This window comes from Phreatobacter sp. AB_2022a, from assembly GCF_026847585.1.
Classification (GTDB): Bacteria; Pseudomonadota; Alphaproteobacteria; order Rhizobiales; family Phreatobacteraceae; genus Phreatobacter.
On sequence record NZ_JAPSET010000036.1, the window covers coordinates 36,910 to 62,111 of the forward strand.

General features: G+C 67.4%; 21 protein-coding genes. 6 read left to right on the forward strand and 15 right to left on the reverse strand.

The window, feature by feature from the left end:
* Positions 1-112: 112 nt before the first annotated feature.
* From OZ671_RS22745 to OZ671_RS22770, 6 genes are all read right to left on the reverse strand, one after another.
* Positions 113-2,236, reverse strand: a complete 2,124-nt coding sequence (locus OZ671_RS22745; RefSeq protein ID WP_268862840.1) for an HlyD family efflux transporter periplasmic adaptor subunit — start codon at positions 2,234-2,236, stop codon at positions 113-115.
* Positions 2,233-3,648, reverse strand: a complete 1,416-nt coding sequence (locus OZ671_RS22750) for an efflux RND transporter periplasmic adaptor subunit (protein ID WP_268862841.1) — start codon at positions 3,646-3,648, stop codon at positions 2,233-2,235. The genes OZ671_RS22745 and OZ671_RS22750 overlap by 4 nt, the downstream gene beginning before the upstream one ends.
* A 7-nt stretch (positions 3,649-3,655) precedes the next feature.
* The gene (locus tag OZ671_RS22755) at positions 3,656-4,420 is read right to left on the reverse strand and encodes an efflux RND transporter periplasmic adaptor subunit (protein ID WP_268862842.1); all 765 of its coding nucleotides are present in this window, start codon (positions 4,418-4,420) and stop codon (positions 3,656-3,658) included.
* 68 nt (positions 4,421-4,488) lie between these two features.
* Entirely contained in the window at positions 4,489-6,009 is a 1,521-nt protein-coding gene (locus tag OZ671_RS22760) for a TolC family protein (RefSeq protein ID WP_268862843.1), read from the reverse strand.
* Between the two features lie 441 nt (positions 6,010-6,450).
* A complete protein-coding gene (locus OZ671_RS22765; RefSeq protein WP_268862844.1) occupies positions 6,451-7,254 on the reverse strand; it encodes a crotonase/enoyl-CoA hydratase family protein in 804 nt (267 codons plus the stop codon).
* 10 nt (positions 7,255-7,264) lie between these two features.
* Positions 7,265-7,729: a PaaI family thioesterase gene (locus OZ671_RS22770; protein WP_268862845.1), complete on the reverse strand. Its 465-nt coding sequence runs from the start codon at positions 7,727-7,729 to the stop codon at positions 7,265-7,267.
* Between the two features lie 99 nt (positions 7,730-7,828).
* Here OZ671_RS22770 and OZ671_RS22775 point away from each other — a divergent pair, with 99 nt between their 5' ends.
* Complete coding sequence (locus OZ671_RS22775) at positions 7,829-8,182, forward strand: hypothetical protein (RefSeq protein ID WP_268862846.1); 354 nt, start codon at positions 7,829-7,831, stop codon at positions 8,180-8,182.
* 68 nt (positions 8,183-8,250) lie between these two features.
* On the opposite strand, the gene OZ671_RS22780 is transcribed toward OZ671_RS22775, so the two are convergent.
* From OZ671_RS22780 to OZ671_RS22790, 3 genes are read right to left on the reverse strand one after another with little or no spacing between them, the layout of a single operon-like run.
* Positions 8,251-9,570 (reverse strand): TRAP transporter large permease, encoded by a 1,320-nt coding sequence (locus OZ671_RS22780; RefSeq protein ID WP_268862847.1) that lies wholly within the window; start codon positions 9,568-9,570, stop codon positions 8,251-8,253.
* Entirely contained in the window at positions 9,567-10,079 is a 513-nt protein-coding gene (locus OZ671_RS22785; protein WP_268862848.1) for a TRAP transporter small permease, read from the reverse strand. The genes OZ671_RS22780 and OZ671_RS22785 overlap by 4 nt, the downstream gene beginning before the upstream one ends.
* 7 nt (positions 10,080-10,086) lie before the next feature.
* The gene (locus OZ671_RS22790; RefSeq protein WP_268862849.1) at positions 10,087-11,139 is read right to left on the reverse strand and encodes a TRAP transporter substrate-binding protein; all 1,053 of its coding nucleotides are present in this window, start codon (positions 11,137-11,139) and stop codon (positions 10,087-10,089) included.
* Positions 11,140-11,787: 648 nt separating this feature from the next.
* Between OZ671_RS22790 and OZ671_RS22795 the strand changes: the two genes are divergently transcribed.
* From OZ671_RS22795 to OZ671_RS22815, 5 genes are all read left to right on the forward strand, one after another.
* Entirely contained in the window at positions 11,788-13,440 is a 1,653-nt protein-coding gene (locus tag OZ671_RS22795) for a hypothetical protein (protein WP_268862850.1), read from the forward strand.
* 171 nt (positions 13,441-13,611) lie between these two features.
* Positions 13,612-14,385: an SDR family oxidoreductase gene (locus OZ671_RS22800; protein ID WP_268862851.1), complete on the forward strand. Its 774-nt coding sequence runs from the start codon at positions 13,612-13,614 to the stop codon at positions 14,383-14,385.
* A 298-nt stretch (positions 14,386-14,683) separates the two neighbouring features.
* Positions 14,684-19,393 (forward strand): autotransporter outer membrane beta-barrel domain-containing protein, encoded by a 4,710-nt coding sequence (locus tag OZ671_RS22805; RefSeq protein WP_268862852.1) that lies wholly within the window; start codon positions 14,684-14,686, stop codon positions 19,391-19,393.
* Positions 19,394-19,520: 127 nt separating this feature from the next.
* On the forward strand, positions 19,521-19,763 hold the full coding sequence (locus tag OZ671_RS22810; protein WP_268862853.1) for a hypothetical protein: 243 nt from the start codon (positions 19,521-19,523) through the stop codon (positions 19,761-19,763).
* 33 nt (positions 19,764-19,796) lie between these two features.
* Positions 19,797-20,651 carry an alpha/beta hydrolase family protein gene (locus tag OZ671_RS22815; RefSeq protein ID WP_268862854.1) on the forward strand — a complete coding sequence of 285 codons (855 nt, stop codon included), beginning with the start codon at positions 19,797-19,799 and terminating at the stop codon, positions 20,649-20,651.
* Positions 20,652-20,657: 6 nt separating this feature from the next.
* Here OZ671_RS22815 and OZ671_RS22820 read toward each other — a convergent pair whose 3' ends face one another.
* The 6 genes from OZ671_RS22820 to OZ671_RS22845 all read right to left on the reverse strand — a co-directional run bounded on the left by OZ671_RS22820 (position 20,658) and on the right by OZ671_RS22845 (position 25,144).
* A complete protein-coding gene (locus tag OZ671_RS22820) occupies positions 20,658-21,038 on the reverse strand; it encodes a RidA family protein (RefSeq protein WP_268862855.1) in 381 nt (126 codons plus the stop codon).
* A gap of 29 nt (positions 21,039-21,067) precedes the next feature.
* Positions 21,068-21,451, reverse strand: coding sequence for a RidA family protein (locus OZ671_RS22825; RefSeq protein WP_268862856.1), 384 nt, complete (start codon positions 21,449-21,451; stop codon positions 21,068-21,070).
* An 11-nt stretch (positions 21,452-21,462) separates the two neighbouring features.
* Positions 21,463-22,983 (reverse strand): UxaA family hydrolase, encoded by a 1,521-nt coding sequence (locus OZ671_RS22830; RefSeq protein ID WP_038311998.1) that lies wholly within the window; start codon positions 22,981-22,983, stop codon positions 21,463-21,465.
* Positions 22,984-23,100: 117 nt separating this feature from the next.
* A complete protein-coding gene (ureG, locus tag OZ671_RS22835; protein ID WP_268862857.1) occupies positions 23,101-23,745 on the reverse strand; it encodes an urease accessory protein UreG in 645 nt (214 codons plus the stop codon).
* 3 nt (positions 23,746-23,748) lie between these two features.
* The gene (locus OZ671_RS22840; RefSeq protein ID WP_268862858.1) at positions 23,749-24,441 is read right to left on the reverse strand and encodes an urease accessory protein UreF; all 693 of its coding nucleotides are present in this window, start codon (positions 24,439-24,441) and stop codon (positions 23,749-23,751) included.
* Positions 24,434-25,144: an urease accessory protein UreE gene (locus OZ671_RS22845; protein ID WP_268862859.1), complete on the reverse strand. Its 711-nt coding sequence runs from the start codon at positions 25,142-25,144 to the stop codon at positions 24,434-24,436. Before OZ671_RS22845 ends, OZ671_RS22840 begins: the two co-directional genes overlap by 8 nt.
* Between the last annotated feature and the right edge of the window lie 58 nt (positions 25,145-25,202).

Consider the following 25,202-nt stretch of genomic DNA (forward strand, 5'->3'; position numbering starts at 1 on the left):
TTCTGACCGCACTCGCAAGCAGCGGTCCGGTCGAATTCCGTCTTGCCTCCGTCTCGCCCCCCGGCGACGGGTCTTCCATTCGCGCGGCCGGCTCATCCCGGCCGACCTGTCCTCATGCGCCGGCCTCCCGCACCAGGACGCGCAGGATCTGACGCCAGATGGCAGCCGCAAAACTTTCCGGTTCACCCTGGACATGGACGACGCCCCGGATGGCCCGCTCGGGCCCGGCCTCGACGGCTCCCGCCGCCCGGAAATGGCTGAGATACTGGCCCGAGGTCGGCACCGGCCGCTGCTGCGGATCGGCACGCGCCGGCACCGGCCCGCCGGCGGTCGAGGCCAGTTCGACGAGGTCGAGGGCGGCAACGCCGGCCCGCGACACGTCATGGAGCCTGAGCGCCACCGACGGCCGGGTCGGCATGTCGGGAATAAACCTCGCCTCCGCGCTCGGCTGGACGCGCCAGAGATCGCGCTCGGCGAGATAGCCGCGAGCCGCGAGCCGGCTCGGATCGCCGATCAGCGCCAGCATCTCCTTGACGCTGAGCCAGCGGCCGGCATGGAGCGAGGGATTGAGCTCGAGCACGACCCCTGCCATGGGGCTGGTGACGACCAGCCGGCGCTTTTCGTTCTCCAGCCCGGCGAGCCGGCCTTCCAGCGCCGTCCGCTCGTTCTGCAGGATCGTCGTCTCGGCGCGATCGACGTCGTCGCCGGCGCCGCGCGCAAGGCGCAGGCGCGTCAGTTCGAGCTTGATCTGCGCCTGCCTGATCTCCCGCTCGAGCGCCGGCGCGCGCAAGGTCATCAGGCGCTGGCCGGCCGCAACCCGCTCGCCCTGGGTCACGTCGACCCGCTCGACGTGCGCGGCGACCGGCGGGAACAGCTGCGCCGTCTCCTCCACTTCCAGGAGTGCCGGCACGTGCACCGTGCCGGACCAGGGAACGAAGAGGATCGCAAGACCCGCCAGCAGGAGGCCGGCGGTGAGCCAGCTGCGCCGGCTGCGCACCATCAGGCGCCGCAGATGAAACCAGACGACGAATTCCGAGGCGATCGGCAGCGCGATGAAATAGCCGATCTCGACCAGGAACAGCAGGATGCCCAGCGCCTTGAAGAAATAGTGGTAGACGAACAGGGCGATGCCGAAGAACAGCACCAGCCGATAGAGCCAGGTGAACCAGGCATAGGCGATGAGCAGGCTGTGCAGACGCGGCGGAAAGCGCTCCGGCGGGGCGAAGCCGATGCCGAACAGGAGCTCCCGCAGGCGCCAGCGGCCGAGCGCGAAAGCCCGTTGCTGCAGGTTCTCGACGCCCAGAAGGTCGGAAAGCAGGTAGTAGCCGTCGAACCGCATCAGCGGGCTGAGATTGACCGCAAGGCTCATCAGCCAGCTGGCCGTGGCGAGCGTGAAGACGACGCTGCGCAGCGGCCCGTCCGGCAGGAAGGCCCAGAGGAAGGTGGCGACGGCGGCGATGCCGATCTCCACCATCATGCCCGCGGCATCGATCATCAGCCGCTGCCGGCGGTCGGTGAGGCGCCAGGCATCGGTCACGTCGGTATAGGGCATGGGCGCCAGCACCACGAAGGCGATGCCCATGGTCGGCACGTGGCAGCCGAAGCGCACCGCCATATAGGCGTGGCCAAGCTCGTGGGCGAGCTTGACCAGGACGAGCGCGATGCCGAAGGCAATGATCCCGTCAAGGCTGAAGAGATAGCTGAAGGTCGACAGGAAGGCATCCCACTGGCGCGAGACCAGATAGAGCCCGGCAAGACCGATGAAGGCGAGGCCGGTCACCGCGCCGCGCGTGAACAGGAACGATACGAACGGCCAGGTCGCGCGCAGAAAGCGGTTCGGCCGCACCAGCGGGATGCGGAAGAACAGATAGCCGTGCAGGATGCGCCAGGCGAGCGACCGGCGCGGCTGGCCGGCCTCGTGGAGGCGGCGCCAGTCGCCGGCGGCGCCGGCCGTCAGGTGATTGGCCTTGAGGAAGCTGGAAAAGGCTTCGATCTCCCTGACATCGATCTCGACATGGAAGCGCTCGAACATCGCCTTCGCCAGCTCGAAGGCCGTGCGCGCCGGGGACCAGAGCGTGAGCAGCCGGTGAGCCGTCGCCTCGATCTGGATATAGCGCTGCTGCAGCGGATCGTGGATCAGCCAGCGCGGCTGCCCTTCGCGCGCGGGCGCAGCTTCCAGGAGAACGAGGTCCGACCTCAGGGCCGGCAAGGGTGTTGCGGGAGCGGCCGTGCTCATAGCCCGGCCCATTGGCGCAGGACCGAGATCGGCCGGCGGAACAGGTAGAACCACAGCGGCACGGCCTCGCCATAGACCTGGGCGGTGCCGCGCAGTCCAAGTCGCGGCGCGACGCCCGCCGTGTCGGCAAGGCGGCCCACCGCCCGGTAGGCGAGATTGGCGCCATCGCGCGCCCGCGCCTTGTAGTCCGCGCGCACGATGGTGGCATCGACCGCCCGCAGCGGATCGGAATCGAGGAAAAGCTTGGCGCGAGCGCCGGGGCGAACCACCAGCGCATCGCCGACGGGAATGTCGACCTGCACCTCGACCGCGTCCGGGTCGGCGATCTCCATCAGCCGGTCGCCGACCGCAACGGGCCGGCCGACAATGTCGCGCCGGTCGCCATAGACTGCGATGCCGGCGCGGCCTGCGCGCAGCGCCGTGCGCTCGAGCTGATCGCGGGCATAGTCCCGCTCGGCGATGCGCAGGTCGAGCTCGGCCTGCATCAGCGCCATGTCGTGCCGGCCGCGCACATCGACGAAGGCGAGCTGCGTCGCCTTCTGCAGCTTGGCGGCGGCGACCTGGACCTCGCGCTCCGCCACCTCCAGCTTGTTGCGCAGTTCGACCCCGACGAGCAGCGCCACGACCTCGCCCTGAACGACACGCTGGTTCGGCTCGACCGGAATGCTCTCGACGATCCCGTCGAGGCTGGTCGCCACCACGAAAGGCTCGCGCGGCACCACTTCGAGCGGTGCCAGAACGGTCATCGGCACGGGAATGAAGGTCAGTGCCGCAAGGCCGAGCGCCATGGCGACGAGCGTCCAGCGGCCGGGCCGGAACCGGCGCACGCGCGCCGGCGCCGCCGTGAGCGCGCGCCGCGCATAACCCATGGCGTCGGCCAGATGCTCGCCGACGCCGATATCGCCCTCGCCCCAGGGATTTTCGCGCGCCGCCAGAAGCCCGCCCGGCGGCCGCGCCCCGTCCGCCTTGAAGGGCAGCCAGAGCATGTCCTGCAAGGGATAGGCGACGAAGCCGGCGCTCTCCTCGGTGACGAGACCGGCGAGGCGGAACTCGTGACGCCGCGCCAGGCCCTCCTCGTCGCCGAGACGCTTGAGCCCCCTTTCGATTTCCTGGATCAATGGCGCGCCGCGCTCGACCGTCGGCAGTCCCGAAATCGTCACGACCCGCGCCCCTCCCGCCTCGCAGTCGATCACGAAGATCTGGCGAGCGCGCAGCAGACCCCGTGCCTCGTTGGCGACCAGCGCGTTCAGCTCCGCGACCGTGCCGACCTTGCGGATCGCCGCCTCCAGCCGCATCAACGCCCGCAGCGCGACCTGTCCGGCCTCGCGCGCCGGCGCGGGCGCAGCGGAAGCAGCGGAAGCCGGGCTGAGCTCGATGCGCGGAGCGCGACGGTCGTTCGAGGGCTGGCCCATGACGCGCCTACATGCCGCGCTCGAAGGCGGCCGAGCCGCTCATGCCGGCCAGCACCTTGTCGTCCGGATTGTCCAACCGCCCGATCAGCTTGACGGTCTGGCTGACCGGATCGACCGCCGCGCCGATGCGGATGACGTGCGAGGCATAGGTCGCGCCGGTCTCGTCGACCAGGAATGAAAAGGTGGCGCCGACGGCGAGCCAGCGCAGCCAGACCGAGGGCACGATGAGTTCGATCTCCAGCGCGCTGTCGTCGAGAATGGTCATGAACGGCCGCCCGGCCTGCGGCGTCTCGTGGCGATGGACGCCAAGCTCGGCGATGCGGCCGCGGAACGGCGCCACGACCGTGCATTGGTCGAGGCGGACCTTCAGCGCGTCGGCCTCGGCGCGCGCCTTCTCGGCGCGCGCGCGGGCGACATCGATGTCGAAGCGCGAGCCCGCCTGGTTGCGCTGCAGATAGACCTGGCTCTCATAGGCGATGCGCGCCTCCCGATGCGCCGCCTCGGCCGCCTGATGTTCGGCCTGCTGCCGGCGGCAGTCGAACGCGACCAGCAGGTCGCCGCGCTGGAAGGCCTCGCCCTCCTTCAGCGGCAGCTCGACGACACGCGCGCCGAGCTCGCTCGACAATGTCGCCTGGTCGACAGGCCGCACCACGCCGCGCACCGGCGCCTCGCGCCGCGCGGCCGGCATTTCCGCCTGAACCTGCGCGACGCCGGCGAGCGCCACGAGCGGCAGGACCAAGGACCAAGGCCTGAGGACCAGGGCAACGGACATGGGTTGCTCCTCTCTCAATGCGACGCAGTCACTTGCCTCCGCGGCGCGACCGCCGCGCCGCGGGCCTGTCATTGCGCTGGCGGTGTCAGCAGCGCGACCTGTCCTGTTCCCCGTTCCTGCCAAAGCCGGCCGAGCGATCGCGAGAGATCGGCGACCGGCGCCTGGAAATCGATGTCGCTCACATAGGCATCGAGGCCCATCGAGGCGTAGAGGTTGGCATAGGCGTTCTGCAGGCTTGCATGGGCGACATCGCGCCGGACCTCGGCCAGCAGGGTGTTCATCTCCTCGCGGATCAGCGTCTGCTCGCTCGCCCGCTCGGCCGCCGACTGGGCGCGCATCTGCTCCATCAGCCGGCGCTGGACATCGTAATATTCGGCGGCGGCCGTCAGCTCGCGCTGATAATGCTGGAAGCGGACATTGCTGACATAGACCTGCGTCATGATCGCCATGGTGATCGCGAGCGCGCGCTGCTCCAGGAGCTCGTCCTGCGCGGTGATGACGTCGCGCCGTGCCGGATAGGTCAGGAGGCGCAGGAGATTGCCGCTCACCTTGGCGCCGGCCCCCACCCAGCTGTGGTTCAGCAGGTAGCTGTTGCTGTCGTAGCTCGGCCCGGCATAGAGCTGGATGCCCGGCAGCATCTGCAGCAGCGCCGCGTCGGCCTCGCGCAGGTTGATGCGCTTGCTGTATTCGACATCGCGCAGTTCCGGCCGGTTCTGCAGCGCGGTCCAGACCATCGACCGCACGTTCCCGGGCGCGCGCAGGCGCCCTTCGCGGCCCGGCGCGACCATCTGGAAATTCTGCCCCGGGGCGAGGTTCATCAGCGCGGCGAGTTGCTGCTTGGCGACCGTCAGGTCGCGCTGCAGCTCCTGGATCGTACGCCGGATCTCCATCAGCTCGCGCTGGTAGGTGAGCGCGGCGACCGGCGACGTCTGGCCTTCCGCCGAAACGCGCCGCGTGCTGGCGAGCGCCGCCCGGGTCCGGGTCTCCAGGGTTGCGAGCTTGCGCACCAGCCTGTCGGCGGTCAGCGCGCGCCAATAGGCCGTCCTGACGTCCTCGATGATCCGGTTGGCCATCTTGCGCCGGGCTTCGCTGGCGATCAGCACGCGATCGGCGGCCTGGCGCGCCCGCACATAGGACAGTCCAAAATCCAGGATGTTCCAGCTGAACGTCGCATCGGCAACGCCGGTATGGCGATCCTGCGAAGTCGACGCGCCGAAATTCTGGGTACGGGTGACGAGATTGAAGCTGCTCGACGCATTCACGTTGTCGCGCGCGCCATAGCCGGCGCTCACCGCCAGATTGGGCAGCATGTCGTAATGGGCCGCGTTCAACTCGGAGGTGCGCACCACCGTCTGGAAGATCTCGACCTTGTGGTCGAGATTGTATTTCAGCGCGCGCGCCATCGCCTCGTAAAGGCTGATCGGTCCGCGCACCGGCTCCTGGTCCGCGGTCACGCGCTGCAGCCGCTCCGACGCGATGGTCGAAAGCTCCGAATGGGTGATCGGCTGTGGCTCGACGGTGCAGCCGGATAGAAACAGAAAAGCAGCGCTGGCGGAGATCGCCGTCAGGGGGGTGTATCTGCAGAACATGCAGAAATCTGCCTCTTGTCGCATCGTTCCCGGCGGGAACCTGTCAGCCTTGAAAGGTGTCTGCGAACGCCACGCGGAACGATGATCGACAGTAAGCCCCCCCGGCCTTGCAATCGATCTCATCCCCTCCCGCCACCGCGGAAGATCACTCATTTCTCTTCCTCGCACTGCCAGCTCGAATACTGGCAGAGCGGACCTGAGGCACGACTAAAAGTTGAAGATGATTACTTCCTATTACGTGGTTCTGCTGAAGCTAGAATAGCTTCCCTGATTTGTCGAGCGGCGCCATTTCCTCTCAAAAAACGCAGTATTAACAAAGCGCTTCAGAGCGTTGGTACCGGCGGGCCGAATCGAAGCGAGGTTGAAGTGATGCGCCGCCGTCACCGCATCACCGTCCGCTTCGATCGGGCCGCCCGGCGAACGGCGCACCATCAGCCGGCTTCAGATATTGCCGAAGTCGCCGCCGCGGCCCTTGCCTGCGGCGAAGCGGCCGGCCCCCGCAACCCCTTCCGCGGCGACCATCGGCGCCGAGATGCGCCATTCGTTGCGCAGCGCGTCGGCGATCGGCATGTCCCACTGGGCATAGGTCGAGGCGCGGTCCGCGCGCATGCAGCCCTGGGGAAAGCGGGCGATCTCATGGGCGAGAGCCTCGGCGGCTTCGCGCGCTGTGCCCTTCGGCACCACGCGGTCGGCAAGCCCGATGCGCAACGCCTCGTCGGCCTCGACCTTGCGGCCGGTGAGGATCAGGTCGAGCGCCCGCCCCTGTCCGACGATGCGCGGCAGGCGCACGGTGCCGCCGTCGATCAAGGGTACGCCCCAGCGCCGGCAATAGACCCCCATATAGGCGTCCTCCTCCATGACACGCAGGTCGCACCAGAGCGCGATCTCCATGCCGCCGGCCACCGCCGGGCCGGCAATCGCGGCGATCACCGGTTTCGACAGCATGAGACGCGTCGGTCCCATCGGGCCGCGTGGCCAGTCGGTGTCGCCGTCGGGAATGTCCAGCGGCCCGCCGAAAGCGGCGGCGTCCGGCGCGGCTGCCGCATGTTTCAGGTCGAAGCCGGCGCAGAAGGCCCCGCCGGCCCCGTAGAGCACGCCGACACTCGCCGCGCTGTCCGCCTCGAAGGCGAGCAGCGCCTCATGGAGGGCCTTGGCCCCTTCCGGGTTCATCGCGTTGCGCGCCGCCGAGCGGGTGCGGATGAAGGTGGTCACCGGGCCGTCGCGTTCAATGATGAGATCGGTCATGACATGCTCCTCAATCGACGATGCCGGGCGTATCGACCAGCATCATGCTGGCCGTCATCATGGCGATGAGCTTGCGCTTGCCGCCGGTCTCGGCAAAGCACTCGCCGAGCGTCACCGTCAGCTTGTTGCCGGGGCGGATCACCGTGCCCACGGCGATGAAGCGCTCGCCCGTGCCCGGGGACATCAGGTTGATCTTGAATTCGGTGGTCAGCACGCCGACGGCTTTCGGCATCAAGGTCACCGCCGCAAAACCGCAGGCGGTGTCGACGATCGCGGAAATGGCGCCGGCGTGAACAAAGCCGTGCTGCTGCAGGATATGCGGGGCGAAGGGCATGACGATCTCGACATGGCCAGGCTCGACCAGGCCGATCTCGGCGCCCAGCGTCTGCATCAGCGTCTGGCGCGCGAAGCCGGCTCGGCCCCGGGCCTCGAAATCCGGGTCCTTGGGCGGAAATCGGGGATGACCAGCTGCCATGCGGCGTCCTTTCCTTGCAATCGGCCGCGATGTTCGCAAACTCGATTCCGGCCGGGCAAGCCGTCCGGACGAACGAGGGACGCGCTGTTGTTCTGGTACATGCCCCGCTTTACCGGCAGCGCGCTGAACGCCGCCGCGCTCTCCGCCAGCACCGCGGTCGCCGCGGGCATCACCATAGGCCATCGCCTCGCGCTGATGACGACGCCGTTCGGGCTTGACGCCGCCGGCCAGAAGGAAGCCGTCCGCATGGTGGCCGAGAAGCTCGGCGCGGCGGCCGAAGGCTCGATCGCCGCGACCGTCGAAGCGAGCCGCTTCATGCTCCGCTCGGCCTGCGGACCGATGTCGCCCGATGATCTCGCCGAAGGGCTGGTGGCGATCGGCGTCGCCGCGGCCAGGCCGGCGGCCCGGCGCGTCAAGGCGAATGCCCGCCGGCTCGCCCGCGCGGCCGGCTGACGGCCCGCGCAGGTCCCCCGCACAGGCGTCCCGTCTCCGCCGCTCCGGACAGCTGGAATCGCGCGGCGTCAGGTCATCAGCTCGACCAGCCAGAGCGCGAGCGCCGGAAACGCGACGACGAGGCCCAGCCGCACCACGTCGGCAGCGACGAAGGGCAGGACGCCGCGATAGGTCGCAAGGATCGGCACATCCTTGGCGACCGCCGAGACGACGAAGACATTGAGGCCGATCGGCGGCGCGGTAAGCCCGATGCCGACCACCATCAGCACGAGGATGCCGAACCAGATCGCCACGTCATCCGCGGGCATGCCAAGCTCGAGCGCGGTCACGATCGGGAAGAAGATCGGCAGGGTGAGCAGGATCATCGCGAGCTCGTCCATGACGCCGCCGAGGATGATGTAGAAGATCAGCAGCGCCACGATCACGCCGTAGGGCGGCAGGCCCGACTGGCTGACCATCTGGGCGGCAAGCTCCGGCAACTGCGACAGGGCGAGGAAAGCGTTGAACACTTCGGCGCCGAGCAGGATCAGGAAGATCATCGCCGAGGTCTCGGCGGTCTGGATGATCGAAGCCTTGATCTCGGCCCAGCCGAGCGTGCGCTGCAGCAGCCCCACCGCCAGCATGGCGATGCAGCCGACGGAGGCGCCCTCGGTCGGCGTGAAGACGCCGCCATAGATGCCGCCGACCACGGTGACGGCGATCACCAGAACGGGCCAGACGCCGACCACGGTGCGCATCCGCTCGGCCCAGCCGACCCGCGGCAGCGCCGGCCCGGCCTCCGGCCGCAGCCGGACCATCACGGCGATGACGATGCAATAGAACAAGGCCGCGAGCAGGCCAGGAATCAGCGCCGCCATGAACAGCTTGGCGATGTTCTGCTCGGTGGTGATGGCATAGACGACCAGGATCACCGAGGGTGGAATGAGGATGCCGAGCGTTCCGCCGACCGCGATCATGCCGGTCGAGAAGCCGGCATCGTAATTGTAGCGCCGGAACTCCGGCAGGGTCGCCCGGCCGAAGGTCGCCGTCGTCGCCACCGACGAGCCGCAGATGGCGCCGAACCCCGTGCAGGCGCCGATCAGCGCCATGCCGAGCCCACCGCGCAGATGGCCGAGAAAGGCCGCTGCCGCGCGAAACAGCGCCGTCGACAGACCCGACTTCTCGGCGAGCGCCCCCATCAGGATGAACAGCGGAATGACCGACAGCGTATAGTTGGCGAACAGGTGGTAGGGCGTGGTCTTCATATAGTTGAGGAAGACCGCGACGCTGGTGAAATGGATATAGCCGAGCGAGCCGGCGGTGAGCATGGCAAGGCCGATCGGCATGCGCAGGCCGAGCAGCACCAGCATCCCGGCAAAGCCGAGAACGGCGACCATCGCGCCGCTCATGACGCGGTCCGGAACAGGCGCCTGAGCGCCGTCAGCGTCGCCAGGACCAGGAACAGGGCCATGGCCGCGGTGGCGGCGATGGCATAGCCGATGGGGATGGCCAGCACCATCGAGCTCGTGTGCGAGGCGATGGCATCATAGGCGCCGAGGCCGAGCCGCCAGGCGATCAGCAGCGCGAAGCCGGCATAGACGAGGTCCCAGAGCGCATCGAGGCCGCGGTTGAGCCATGCCGGCGCCTTGAGCGTGAAGGTGTCGACGAAGACATTGCCGCGGCCGAGCTGGCACAGCGGCAGGAAGGAGAAGACCGCCACAGCGGTGGCGATCTGCACCATCTCGAAATCGCCGCTGATGCCGCTCTTGAACAGCCAGCGCATGAGCACCGACAGCGTCACCATCGCGGCGGTCGCGAGCATCACCATGCCGCCGAACACGGCGAGCCCGCGCGCCAGGCGGTCGATCGGCCCGGACGCGGCCGGCCGCCCCCCCTCTCCTGCCGTTTCGCTGGTCATCGGCAGATCAAGCCAGCATGTGCTTGGTGACGGCCGCGCGGACGTCGTCGACGATCTTCTGGCCGTCGATGTTGCGTTCGCGCACCGCCTTCAGCCAGGCCTCCTCGACCGGCCTCGTCGCCGCCCGCCATTTCGCCGCCTCGTCCTCGGCCAAGAGCGAAATGGTGTTGCGCGACCGGCCCTTGACCATGTCGGCGACCGAGCGGCCGCGCTCGTCCCACATCTCGCCGGCCATGATCGCGGCGGGCATGCCGGAATTGGCGTCGATCACCGCCTTGAGGTCGGCCGGCAGGCCTTCATATTTCGGCTTGTTCATCGCCAGGATGAACGAGGCGGTATAGAGCGTCGGCGAGCCGGGGATCTCGGTATGGTAGCGGACGAGCTCGTGCAGCCTGAGCGACGGCACCACCTCCCAGGGCACCACCGCGCCGTCGATGATGTTCTGCGAGAGCGCCTCCGGCACCTGCGGGATCGGCATGCCGATGGCATTGGCGCCGAGCGCGCGGAGCGCCTCGCCCGCCTGGCGGGTCGGGAAGCGCAGCTTCAGGCCGGCAAGGTCGGCCTGCGTCTTCACCGGTTTGTTGGAATGGATCAGGCCGTGATCGTGCGCCCACAGGCACAGCGGCTGAACTTCCGAGAACTCCTTGAGAAAATGCGTCGGCGCGAGCTCGGCCAAAGCCTTGGAATTGGTCACCGCGCGCTTGCCGGCAATGAACGGCAGTTCGATCGCCTCGATCGCCGGGAAGCGGCCGGGCGTATTGCCCGGCAACGTCCAGATGATGTCCGCCACGCCGTCGCGGGCCTGATCGTAGAGCTGGGGCGGCGTGCCGCCGAGCTGCATGGCCGGAAAGATGTCGATCTTGATGCGGCCGCCGGATTCGGCCTCCACCTTGCGCGCCCAGGGCGTCAGGAAGCGCTGATGCGCATTCGACGCGGGCGGCAGGAAGTGGTGCATGCGCAAGGTGACCTGCGGGCTCTGCCCCCAGGCGGTGCGCAGGGTGGCGGGCGCGGCGACGGTTGCGCCGGCAAGCGCCATCAGGTGGCGGCGGGACAGGGTCATCGTCTCAAAGATCCTCGGCAGGAGTTCCCCCAGAATGGCCGGCTCTTCAGGCCGAAGGGGCGCCATCCAGGACGCCTCTTGTCCAATCGGTCACGACGATAGTGATGTTCTCACCGGCGACAAGCCCAAATAGTTGGAATTGAGACTAATTGACCGCAGAGCGCTGGCTTCCGGCTGAACGACGCCGGGGCGAACGGCAGGTCAACGCGGTCAAGCGGCGCGGCTTTTGGGCAAAGAACTGAGCAGCTTACGATTTGCCGTCCGCGCGACGCGATCCCTGCAAAAGTCACCGGAGAAGGCGCTATGCGCCATCCGACCGGCGCGGGATGGGCCAAGAGATCGTCGGGACCGGCCTGGGCGCCATGCGTCGCCGCTCGACCGCTCGCGCTGGCAATCTCGCACACGGGGCTGCTTGAGCAGACCATGGGGCGCCCGGGCCTGGACGAACCGGTGGTCGGGAGCGATCAAGCCGAACCGGCGCGAAGCGGCAACGATGAGCGAATTAGTCGGGAATATCCGGTAGCGGAGAATTGTAGGACTCGGAACGTTATGCTGCAGTGAAGCAAAGCTTGGGGGCAAGCCAAGAAACCCTGCCAGACGCAGTTGGCTCCGCGCGCGGAGCGCTTGGGAGCGTGGACCAGTAGCGATATGCCTATCGATGGCGTCGAAGAGAGGGACATTGAAGCGGCACTAGCGAATCTGTTGAATGCGCCATCTACCGGCATTTCCGATCGAGGCAGGCGTTTCCTCCGGTATGTCGTCGAAAAGACCCTCGCGGGCAAAAGCGCCCAGGTGAAGGCCTACACGATCGCTATCGACGTCTTCGGCAGAGGCGCCGATTTCGACCCCGCCAAGGATGCCGTCGTCCGCAACGAAGCAACGCGATTGCGTTCGGCACTGGCCCTGTATTACGCGATCGATGGCGCGGCGGAGAGTGTCGCGATTCACCTGCCTGTCGGTGGCTACGTGCCGCGTTTCGAGCGTCGTCATGCGAAGGCGGCCGAGACTTCGGGCCGCAACGAGACGCTGGTTCGAGCCGGGCTCCAGCCGATGCCCGCGCCGGCGCGGCCGGAAGAAGCCCGGCAACGTCCCGAACACAAGATCCCGATCATCGTGGTGAGGCCGGCCGCCGGCACGGAGCTCGGCGAAGCATCGCGGCGCATGATCCGCTCGGTGATCGCCGCGCTCGTCCCCTATCACGGCCTGCGCATAGCCGGCCTCGAGCCCAGCAGGTCGCTGCAGGAGCTCGTCGCGTCCCTGCGCCCCGGCCGGGAGGGCAGCATCTATGTGCTCGACATCGCCGCCGACGTCGAGGAGCGGACGCTGCGATGCCAATGGATCCTGAGCGAGTACCGGTCGGGGCTCATTCTGGCGTCCCGGGAGGAAATCGAAGCCACCGAAGCGTCCTCGATGATGGCGGTGGAGAAGGCCATCGGCGAAACTGTTGCCAGCGCGATCGGGCAGCGCTGGGGCATCATCAATGTGAATGAGCGCAAGCTTCATCCGGACAAGCACCAGGACGCCTATAGCTGCGTCGTGCACGCCGTCGCCCATCTGTCGACCCTCGACGACGCCGAGCAGAAGGATATCCGGAAGTGCCTCGAGGCCGCGGTCAGGGAAGAGCCGTTTTATTCGGACGCCTGGGCGATGCTGGCCTATGTCCATATGAACGAGATTCGGAGCCTCTACGCCCATCCGGCTGAGAGCGGCAGGATCTTGCAGGAAGCTCTCGATATGGCGGACGAAGCCGTCCGCACCGCCCCGCACTCCGCTTTGGCTCACAGCATGCGCTCGACGGCGCTGTTCGCCCTGCGGAAGTTCGAGGAATTCGAAAAGGCCGGCCGGCGGGCCATCGCCCTGAACCCTGGATCAGGCGAGCACCAATTGATGCTGGGCAACCGCCTCTATTTCATGGGCCGCTATGAAGAAGGTGCCGAACTCGTGCAGATCGCCAACGCGCGCGAGCACTACCATCCGGCGTTATCATACACCATCCCGATCATGGAGCTCTATCGACAGCGCGACTACGAGGGCGCGCTGCGACTGGCCTCGAATCTCAATATCGATAATGATAAATACTATTTGATGCATGTCATACTTGCTGCCGTTTGCGGACAGCTCGGGCTCGCGGTCAGAGCCGAGAAGCATCTCAGCGTTCTGCGCCGTTTGCGGCCAAACTATGCCGCGGAATTCTATTTCGACTGGAGAGGGCGATGTGTCCCGGAAGATTACATCGCCCATCTCGTCGAGGGCCTCGAAAAGGCCGGATTCGCGGTCGTCGATACGCGCACCGGCTCTTGAAGCTGCCGGATAATCGCGAATCTCCGACTGTCCCAACGGCAGTCCACAGAAAGCACGCGGCGTCAAGAGGAGTCAGGAGCACATACTGTCGCTGCTCTGGTTGGACATCCGAAACATGAGCAGTTTCGTCAAAGGTCGCGTTTCGACTGTTGCGACCGGCGGAGACGGAACATGCTCGATCACGGCATCAAGGGTAAGACGGTTCTCATTGCTGGCGGCGCGAAGAATCTCGGCGGTCTGCTTGCCCGCGATCTTGCCCAGCACGGCGCGAAAGCCGTTGCCATCCACTACAACACGAGCGCAACAAAACCCGCTGCCGACGAGACGGTCGCTGCCATCAAGGCGGCCGGTGCAACGGCCATTGCCCTTCAATCCGATCTGACCACGGCGGGCGCGGTCGAGAAGCTCTTCGCGGACACCGTGGCGACCATCGGCAAGCCGGACATCGCCATCAACACGGTCGGCAAGGTGCTGAAGAAGCCCTTCGTCGAGATCACCGAAGCCGAATACGACGAAATGACCGCGGTGAACGCGAAGTCCGCCTTCTTCTTTCTCAAGGAGGCGGGCAAACACGTCAACGACAACGGCAAGATCTGTACGCTCGTGACCTCGCTGCTGGGCGCCTACACACCCTTCTATGCCGCCTATGCCGGCACGAAGGCGCCGGTCGAGCATTTCACGCGGGCAGCGTCGAAGGAGTTCGGCGAGCGCGGCATTTCGGTGACCGCAATTGGGCCCGGGCCGATGGACACATCCTTCTTCTACCCTGCCGAAAGCACGGACGCCCAGGCCTACCACAAGACGGCGGCAGCGCTGTCGAAGTTCACCAAGACGGGCCTCACCGACATCAATGACATCGTTCCTTTCGTCCGCTTTCTGGTCTCGGACGGCTGGTGGATGACCGGACAAACCATTCTCGTCAACGGCGGCTACACGACCAAGTAGGCCGTCGCGTGGCGGGCGCCCCGTGGCGCGCGTCCGCCATGTCCTTGCGGTAGAGGCGCCGCGCGCCAGACGACGATATCGCAGCACAAAGCGCGGGCGACAAGAATATCGACACCGGTCTGCGTCGCCCCTGATTTCTGCGTTCGGTATCGAAATACAACCGCTTGCTTCGAAAACAGATCGCAATCGGCAATAGTCTTGTAGGGTTCGTTTGTTACATCTTGCAGCGTGTCCCCTGCCTTGGATGATTCGCGAAACGGGAGTACGTCGATTGCGCGCTGATACGACGGATATGTTGATGGCTGTTCCCAGCTCTGATGTCTCCGCCCTTCGCTCGCTGAAGCAGGCATTGCTGAGCTCCATGTCCAGTCATCGCTGCGTCCTGGGCGCCGCGATGATGGCGGTGCTGCCTTCCGCGCAGGCACTCGCGCAATGCGTGAGCACCGCGCCGAATCCGCTCAGCCAGGGGTCGGGCGCCTGCGTCGAAAGCAACGTCACCCGGAACGGCGCGGGCGCGCAGGGAGCTATCTCCGTCTCCAACAGCGCCTCCTACACCGGCACGGGCGTCACCCTGACGGCGCCGAGCGGCGTGACGACGGTCACCGTCAACAACGCCGCCTCGCTCCTGCTGACCGACGGCACGGTCACCGCAGATGGCGCGGCGGGCCTGAGGCAATTCGGCGGCGCCGGGGAGCTGCGCGGCACCGTCATCACGTCCACGGCGACCGGAAACGCGACCGGCGTGGATGTCCGATCCGGCACTCTGACCATCGGCAGCAGCGCCAGCGGCGCGACGCAAATCACCGCCACCTCAAGCGGTACCAGCAGCGGCGCCGGCGTCGCCCTGCAGACCACCGGCACCAGCGCGGTGATCAATGCGACCGACGCCATCCTCCACGCCAGCGGGCAGAGCACCAATACCAATGCGGGCGCCTTCGCGACAGCCGGCACGATCAACCTGACCGGCGGCAGCATCCTGGTGAGCGGCAGCGGCAGCAACGGTCTCTGGGGCAATTCAGGCACCACCATCAATGCCAATGGCGTCAACATCCAGGCGGGCCTCTACGGCGCCATCACCAGCGGCACCATCACCCTGGGCCTCGATACCCGCGGTCCCACTGCCGTCCATACCGTGATCAATGCCGGCAGGGTCGGCATCTACGCCACCGGCGGCAGCGTCACCGGGATCGCTGCCGAGGTCATCGCCGGGAATACGGGGGTCATCGTCGCCCAGGCCGGCAAGGTGGACCTGACCGGCGGCTCGATCACCGCGGTCACCGGCGTCACCAACACCGATCTCACGCAGGGCGGCACCTTCACTAGCAACGGTGTCGCCATCACCACCACCGGCACGGGCGTCAGCACCGCGGGCGCGAGCAGCGTGACCACGCTGCAGGACAACGGCAATACCCATACAACGATCACCGCCGGCGGTACGGCGCTGCGCGTGACGGCTGGGGCCAGCGCCATCGGCACCAATGTGGTGCTCACCACCACCGGCGCGGCTGGCATTGCCTTTGGCGCCTATGCCCAAGGTGCGACGATCGACCTGACCGGCGGCTCGGTCACCGCGCAAGGCGCCGACGGGGCCGGCATCTTCGCCGATACCGCTGCGACCATCACCGCCAGAGGCACCGCTATTTCGACCACCGCCGCCGCGACCAATGCCTCCGGCGCGCGGGCGACCAGAGGCGGGGCGATCACCCTGATCGGCACACCGTCGAACGGCGTCACGGTCAGCACCGAGGGCACGGGCAGTCATGGGCTCAATGCCGATGCCGGAGGCCTGATCACCGGCAGCTATACGTCCGTCTCCACGACCGGCGCCGACGCCATCGGCGTTCGGGCGGTCGGGACGGGCAGCAGCGTCACGCTGAGCGACAGCGAGGTGAACACGGAGCTCGACAATGCGCATGGCGCCTATGCGGCGAGCGGCGGTACGATCGTCCTGACCCGCACCGCCGTCACGACTTTGGGTGCGGGCGCCGGCGCTGCTTACGCGAATGCCGGCGGCGCGATCACCCTCAACAACTCGAATATGTTCAGCTCCGGCGACAACGCCTCGGCTGCCGTCGCCCTCGGCGCCGGCAGCAGGCTCACCCTGAACAACAGCTATGTGAGCGCCTACGGCAACAACAGCGCCGGGTTGTTGGCCGTCGGCGGGGGAACGATCGCCATCAGCGGTGGCGGCGTCGTGACCGGCGACTATCGCGGTGGCACGATCATCGCCAATTCCCCTGGCATGCTTGCCCAGGGCGCCGGCAGCAGCATCCAGGCCAGCAACGGGGCGAGTTCCGCCACCTATGGCGCGAACAGTCCGGGTATATGGGCGGACGCCGGGGGCAGGATCGACTTCTCCGGCTACGGCGTCTTCACCTATCAGCCCAATTCCCCCGGCGCGCTGGCGAGCGGGACCGGCAGCACGGTCACCCTGACCAACATCATAAACCGCACGACCGGCCCTTCCAGCGCGGGCATCCGCGTCGTCAGCGCCGGCACGGTCATCGTGACGGGCAGCGAGGTCACCACCGGATACCGGGTGACCGGAAACGATCCCCCGGCTCTCCAGTTCCCGGACGCCCAGATAGGCCTGGAGGCGCATGGCGCGGATGTGGTCGGGGCCGGCAGCCGCCTGCAGGCCGAGAATAGCGCCATCACCACGCATGGCGATGGTGCCATCGGCGTCAGGGTCAGCCAAGGCGGCACGGCCGCGATCACCGGCGGCACCATCACGACCCATGGCGCCGATACCTCGACGGTTGGCGGTGCCGACGGCGTCCGGTCGACCGATGTCGGCAGCAGCATCGCTCTGACCGGCACCTCGGTCACCACCACGAACATCAACGCCGTAGGCCTGCACACGATGGCAGGCGGCGCGATCGCCGCGACGGATGTGACGGTCGCCACGCAGGGGCAGAACGCTTTCGGCGCCTCTGCGCAGGATGCCGGCAGCACAATCGCCCTGACGCGTTCCGCCATTGCCACTGCCGGCGCCAGAGCCCATGGCATCGCCACCGTCAACGGCGGCATGATCGCTGCCTCCGATACCACCGTGGCGGTGCGCGGCGCCGGATCGTCGACAATCTATGTGACGGGCAGCACGCCGAGCACCGTGTCCGTGACCGGCGGCGGGCTGAGCGCCACCGACGGCGCGATCGTCCGGGCCGAGGGCGGCACCGGCACGGTCTCGATCAGTGGCGGCACCGCCATCACTCCGGCGGTGATGAATGGCCGGCCCTTGCTGGCGCAGGTGACCGGGGACGCGGTCGGCACGCCGAGCAACCTGACGCTGAACATCAACGGTATTCCCGCTCTCGCCGGCGATATCCTCGTCGATCCCTCGACGCTCGCCTACAACCTTGGCAACAGCAATTGGACAGGCAATCTGGTGCTCAGCGGCCCCGGCAATGCCGCCAGCGCCAATCTGAACACGTCGCAATGGACCGGCGACCTGCTGGCCGATGCCGGCAATACGGCCAACGTCGCGCTGGCGCAGGGCAGTCTCTGGACCGGACTGGCGCGGAACGCGACCAATGTCGCGATCGATGCCCGCAGCGCCTGGAACGTCACCGGCGATTCCAACGCAACCGGCATCGTGAGCAATGCCGGCCTGATCCAGTTCCTGCCGCGGACGGGCGCCTACAGCACGCTGACGGTCGGCAACTATGTCGGCAGCGCCGGCAGCCGCATCGGCTTCAACACCTATCTTGGCGCCGACGGTTCCCCGAGCAACGTGCTGGTGATCAATGGCGGCCGAGCCAGCGGCACGTCTTCGGTGTGGGTCAGCAATACCGGTGGCCTGGGCGCGCTGACCGTGGCGGATGGCATCCGGCTGGTGCAGGTGACCGGCGGCGGCACGACCACGACCGATGCCTTCACGCTTGGCCGCCGCGTCGCTGCCGGCGCCTATGAGTACGAGCTCTTCCGCGGCGGCAGCACCGATCCAAACGACTGGTTCCTGCGATCCCACCTCATCGCCACACCGACCAACCCGACGGCGCCGAGCGGTCCGGACATCCCCCTCTATCGTCCGGAAGTGCCGCTCTATGCTCCGATCCCTGCGATCGCGAGGCAGATGGCGCTTTCAACCCTGGGGACGCTGCATGAGCGCGTCGGAGAGGAAGAGAACCTGCGGGGCGGGCCGGAAGCGCGAACTTATGCGAACGGCGTCTGGGGACGGGTGTTCGGCGAACGGGTCAGCAACCGCTGGGCCGGGACGGTGGATGCGAGTGCGACCGGCAACCTGATCGGGTTCCAGACGGGTTTCGACATCCTGCGCCGGACGACCGACAGCGGCCACCGGGACCATGCCGGCATGTATATGGCCTATTCGGACTACAACACCCCCTCCGTGCGGGGCTTCGCCCTGGGCATTCAGTCCCTGGCTGTCGGCAAGCTGCAGATGAACGGCCCCTCGGTCGGCGCCTATTGGACACATTTCGGCCCGGGCGGCTGGTATCTCGACGCGGTGTTTCAGACGAGCTGGTACGACGCATCGGCGTCATCCCTCTATGGCGCGGGGATCTCGACCAAAGCGACCGCCTATACGGCGTCGCTGGAGGCGGGCTACCCGATCCACTTCGGCGAAGGCAATCGCTGGCTGATCGAACCGCAGGCACAGATCGTCTACCAGGGCGTATCGGTGAACCGGTCGCAGGACCAGTATTCGAGCGTGGCTTGGAATGCGGGGCCGGCCTGGACCGGGCGGCTCGGAGCACGGCTGCAATATACCGGGCGCGACGAGCGGGGGATACTCTGGCAGCCCTACGCCCGGGTCAATCTCTGGCACGCCTTCTCCGGCAATGACGGCACCACCTTCGGTTCCTCCTCGCCCATCATCAAGAGCAGCTTCGGCGATACGGCGCTGGAGGTCGCTGGCGGCGTCACGGCGCGGGTGAATCAGAATGTGAGCGTTTACGGTCAGGCCAGCCACCGCTGGACGCTCGACGGTAGCCGAAGCCGCCAGAGCGCAACCACCGGCACCTTCGGCGTCCGCGTCAACTGGTGATCATTTCGCCCGTGCCCTCCCCGTCCGGCTCAGGACCCATTGATTGGACGGGGACGATGTGATCGCGGCCCCGTGAAGGGACTGGGCACGAGCGACCCTGCATCGGCTGTCTCGGCAAGTCCGGGTTGTGGACGTTGCCTCTTGGGCGATCCTCGTCGGTGGTGAGCTTCACGCCATCGGCGAAGCTGAACGGCCGCTGTCGGGCGATGCGATCCAGCGCCTCGAGAAAAGCGAGAGCGTTTGCGGGCATGGCGCCGTTCGGTGGGAAACGAGCGCCATGCCCTTCAATTTTGTGATCGCGCTTCCGCATATGGGAATCCGCAACCAAGAGTCGAATGGCGGCATGACGCGGTTGTATCGGATGCTCTAGGATGCCGCGGGCATGGCGTGACGCGAGCACCGCATGAGCGATGTGTCAGTCGAAACCATGGAGTTTGCGGCTCGCGACGGCTTCAGGCTCCAGGGCAGCATCTTCCATCCGGCCGGGCCGGTCCGGTCGACGGTCGTCGTGCAATCCGGCATGGCGGTCCATCGCCGCTTCTATGCCGCCTTCGCCCGTCATCTCGCGGGGCGCGGTCGGCGCGTCGTGACCTTCGACTACCGCGGCATCGGCGGCTCGCGACCGGTTCGCCTCAAGGGATTTCCGGCGACCATGCTGGACTGGGCCGATCTCGACGCCTGGGGCGTCTGCGCGGCAGCCGCTGGAACCTGGCCCGACGAGCCGCTCCACGTCGTCGGACACAGCTATGGCGGCCAGGCCTATGGTCTCGCGCCCCATCCGGCAGTCGTCCGCATGGTCGGCATTGCCGCGCAATCCGGCGACATGCGCCTGTTCGACCGGCGGGTGGCCCGCGAGGTCCGCTGGCTGACGCGCTATGTCGCGCCGGTCGCCATTGCGCTCGTCGGCCACTTTCCGGCCGGCCGGATCGGCGGCGGCGAGGATGTGCCGGCCCGCGTCTACCGGCAATGGGGCGGCTGGTGCGCGACACCTGGCTACTTTTTCGGAGATCCGGCCGTCCAGGCCCGCGAACGTTTCGCCGAGGTACGGGCGCCCGTGCATCTCATCGGCTTCGACGATGACCCCTACGCGCCGCCGGCCGCGGTCAGGGCGCTCGCGGCGCGGTTTCCGGCCGCGCTCGCGAGCGTCGAAATCATGCCCGCGACGATCGTCCACCGCGGACCGATCGGCCATTTCGACTGCTTCCGCGCCGGCCTTGCGGAGCCGCTCTGGGCCGAGATCGACCGCCGTCTCGCATGAGGCGCGTCAAGCCACCGCCACGGCTTCGATCTCCACGAGCCAGGATTCGTCGAAAATGCCCGTGACGATGACCGTCGAGGCAACCAGGTGCTCGCCCAGCATCTCCTTGCGGATCGCTCGATTGGCCAGACCGTAGCGCCTGTCCGCGAGATAGATCGTCACCTTGACGAGATCGGCGAGCGACATGTCGGCGGCGGTCAGTTGCGCAATCACGTTGCGCCAAGCCAGGCGACATTGGGCGTCGAAGCTGTCGGGGCATCGCCCTTCGGCGTCGACCGGGATCTGGCCGCTGACATGGAGCGTCCGGCGGGCGCCGCTGACCTCGACCGCCCGGGCATAGCCGATGGCAGGCGGCGCTTCCGCCGCATTGATCGCTCGCCGCTGCATCTTTGCCGTCCTCACCTCGCCCGGCGCGATCAGGCGACCGCCACCGCCTCGATCTCCAGGAGCCAGGCCTCGTCGAAGATACCGGCGATGATCACGGTCAGCGCCGGCTGATGGCTGCCGAGCATTTCGGCCCGGATGGCCCGGTTCTCCTGCGCGAAGCGCCGGTCCGACAGGAAGATCGTCACCTTGGCGAGGTTTTCGACCGTCATGTCGGCGGCGGCGAGCTGAGCGAGGACGTTGCGCCAGGCGAGCCGGCACTGCTCCGCGAAGCTGCCGGGGCAACGGCCTTCCGCATCGACCGGAATCTGGCCGCTGACATAGAGGGTGCGTGTCGTGCCGCTGACGGCAACGGCCTGGGCATAGCCGCCGACCGCGGCCGGAGCGTCCTTGGCATTGATCACCTGGCGCTGCATGGCGCTCCGCCTCACATGGTTGCGCCGATCTGCCAGGGCACGAACTCGTTGTCGCCATAGCCGAGCAGTTCGGACTTGGTCTTCTCGCCGGACGCGGTGCGCAGGATCAGCTCGAAGATCTCGCGCCCCTTGTCGTCGAGCGAGACACCATCCAGCACGTCGCCGCAATTGATGTCCATATCGTCGATCATGCGCGCATAGATGTCGGAATTGGTCGCGAGCTTGATCGAGGGCGTCGGCTTGCAGCCGTAGGCCGAGCCGCGGCCGGTGGTGAAGCACAACATGTTGCAGCCGCCGGCGACCTGGCCGGTCGCGGCGACCGGATCATAGCCGGGCGTATCCATGTAGACGAAGCCGTTGCGGTCGATCTTCTCGGCATAGCGATAGACCGCACGCAGCGTCGTCGAGCCGCCCTTCGCGGCCGCGCCGAGCGATTTCTCGAGGATGGTGGTCAGCCCGCCCGCCTTGTTGCCGGGCGAGGGATTGTTGTCCATCGAGCCTTCGTGCTTGGTCGTGTACTCCTCCCACCACCTGATGATGGACACGAGCTTCTCGCCGACCTCGCGGCTTTCGGCGCGGCGCGTCAGAAGGTGCTCGGCGCCGTAGATCTCCGGCGTCTCGGACAGCACAGCCGTGCCGCCATGGGCGACCAGCAGGTCGACCGCCTTGCCGAGCGCGGGGTTGGCGGTGATGCCGGAATAGCCGTCGGAGCCGCCACATTGCAGCGCCAGGCACAGTTCGGACGCCGGCAGCGTCTCGCGCTTCGCCTCATTGACGATGGGCAGCATCTCGCGAATGCGCGCGACGCCAGCCTCGATCGACTTGCGGGTGCCCCCGGTCTCCTGGATCGTCATCGACTGGAAATGCGTGCCGGGCTCGATCCCATAGTCCTTCATCAGCCGCGGGATCTGGAACACCTCGCAGCCGAGGCCGACGATGAGCACCGCGGAAACGTTGGGGTTGGTCGCATAGCCCCAGATGGTGCGCTCCAGAATGTCGAAGCCGAGCCCCTCCCCGGCAATGCCGCAGCCGGTGCCGTGCACCAGCGGAATGACACCGTCGACATTGGGGAATTCGGCGAGCATGCCGGACCGGTTGACCGCCTCGGCCATGAACCGCGCGACCGAGGCCGAACAGTTCACCGAGGTGAGGATGGCGATGTAGTTGCGGGTGCCGGCACGGCCCTTGGCGCGACGGAAGCCCTGGAACGTCGCGCGCTCGGCGAGCGGCAGCATCGCCTCGGGCGCGGCGTCCCGGGCGAAGGCATAGTCCCGGTCGAAGGTCGCGAAATGGCAGTTGTGGCTGTGCACCCAATCGCCGGGCGCGATCGGCTGCGAGGCGAAGCCGATGATCTGGCCATATTTGACCACCGGCTGGTCCTGCCCGATCGGCCGGGTCGCCATCTTGTGGCCCTTCATGACCCGCGCGGTCGCGGTGATGCCTTCGACACGCTTGCCGGCGTCGATGAGGTCGACGGCGACGACCACGTTGTCGTCTGCCGCGAGCCGGATGAACCGCGGTTGGGTGGTCATGGCGTCAACTCCGAATTCCGGTGCGGCGGCGCTGCCGCGTCCTTTCTTATCATGGCTCCAAACGAGCACAGGACAAAGCGCCCGGCATCTCCAGGCGTCGAATGGCCGCTCACCGTCTCAGGAAGAGCTGAGCCCTCCCTTCTCCCTGATGAAGCGGGCGACGGTGTCGACGCCGTCCTGCGTCTTCAGGTTGGTGAAGACGAAGGGGCGCTGGCCGCGCATGCGCCGGCTGTCGCGCTCCATCACGCCGAGATCGGCGCCGACGAGCGGAGCAAGGTCGGTCTTGTTGATGACCAGAAGGTCGGAACGGGTAATGCCCGGGCCGCCCTTGGACGGGATCTTCTCGCCGGCCGCCACGTCGATGACATAGATGGTGAGGTCGGCAAGCTCCGGCGAGAAGGTCGCCGCGAGATTGTCGCCGCCCGATTCGATCAGGATCAGGTCGAGCTGCGGAAAGCGCGCCCGCATGTCGGCGACGGCCGCAAGGTTGATCGAGGCGTCCTCGCGGATCGCCGTATGCGGGCAGCCGCCCGTCTCGACGCCCATGATCCGCTCGGTCGGCAGCGCCCCCGAGCGCATCAGATATTCGGCGTCCCACTTGGTATAGATGTCGTTGGTGATCGCGGCGATCTCGAACGCCCCCTTGAGCGCCTTGCACAGGGCGTCCATCAGCGCGGTCTTGCCGGAGCCGACCGGCCCGCCGATGCCGACGCGCAGCGGACCATGGGGCGAGGATGGCGACGACGTCGTGTTCACCTGCATCGGTCAGCTCCTGAACAGCCGGGTATATTGGGTTTCATGGCGCATGGCGGCGAGATCGGACCGCAGCGCGTGGCCGCCGAGTTCGTCGAGCGGCATCGCCATCGCCGCCGCCGCCGTCGCTGCGACCTGCGGCTCCAGCGTGGCGAGGACCCGTTGGCCGTCGGTCTGGCCAAGCGGCACCAGGCGCACCGCGGCGGAGACGAGATTGGCGGCGAGAGCATGCAGGAAGGCGTGCAGGCTCGGGGCCTCGCCAATGCCGTGTGCGGCGGTCGCCGCGCCCACCGCAACCGGATAGGCGACGCCGCCGCCCCAGGCCGACCGCAGAAGGCCGAGGCCGGCGGTCGGCCAGGCCGCCTCGGTCGCCAGCATGAAGGCATTGCCCTGGGCGGTCGTCTCCAGGAGCCGCTCGCGCGCCGGCTGGAAGGCGAGCGCGAGTTCGGCGACCCCGGCCAGCGCTGCGCCGTCGCTCGCGGCGAGCGCGCGATGGGCATGAACCATGAAGGTCGCGTCGGCGAGCCCCGAACCGGCATCGAGGACGAGGCGGAGCCAGTCGGCAAGGCTCGCGGCATCCGTGATGTCGCCCGCCTCGACCGCCCATTCCAAGCCATGGGAATAGCTGAAGGCGCCCACGGGATAGGCCGGCGACATCCAGGCCATGAGCCGGTAGAGCGCTGCCGGCGGCAGCGGCTCAGCCATGCTTGTGGTCGTGATGGTGATGGCCGTGGTCGTGGCCGCAGCCGCAGGCATCGTCGTGCACGTGCTTGTGCCCGTCGTGCTTTTCGCCGTGCTCGTGCTTGTGACCATCGCCGTGCTTGTGGCCATGGCCCTGCTTCTCGCCGGGCTTGTGCTTGTGCGCATGGCCGTGACCGTGGTGATCGTGGTCATGATGATGGCCGTGGTCGTGGTGGTGATGCCCGTGGTCATCGTGACGATGACCATGATGATGGTCGTGCCCGGTCACGGTGCCGTGGCCGTAGGCGCCGCCTTCGGGGTCGAAAGGCGCTTCGATCGGCAAGACCTTGGCGCCGAGTCCCCTTGCCATCTCCTCGATCACATGGTCGCGGCGGATCCGCAGCTTCGCTCCCATGATCTGCGTCGGCAGGTGCCGGTTGCCGAGGTGCCAGGCGACCCGCACCATGTGGCCGGGATCCTTGGTGCGGATTTCCAGGAGCGGCTCGGCGGCTGCGACCACCAGCACGATCCGGCCGTCCTCGAGCTTGAGCCCGCAATCGGAGACGAGCGGCACGGCCTCGGCGAGGTCGAGCAGGAAGGCGGTGCCCTCGACGCCTTCCATGGCGAGCCGCCGGCGATGCCGGTCGTCATAGTCGAGCACGACGCGGTCGATGACGGCACTGTCGGCAAAGGAACCGGGATCGAGAACTTCGATGGCGCGGATCATGATGTTTCCCGCTTTACGCCGCGAGGGCTGCTGTGAGGAGCGACAACGAATAGAGCGC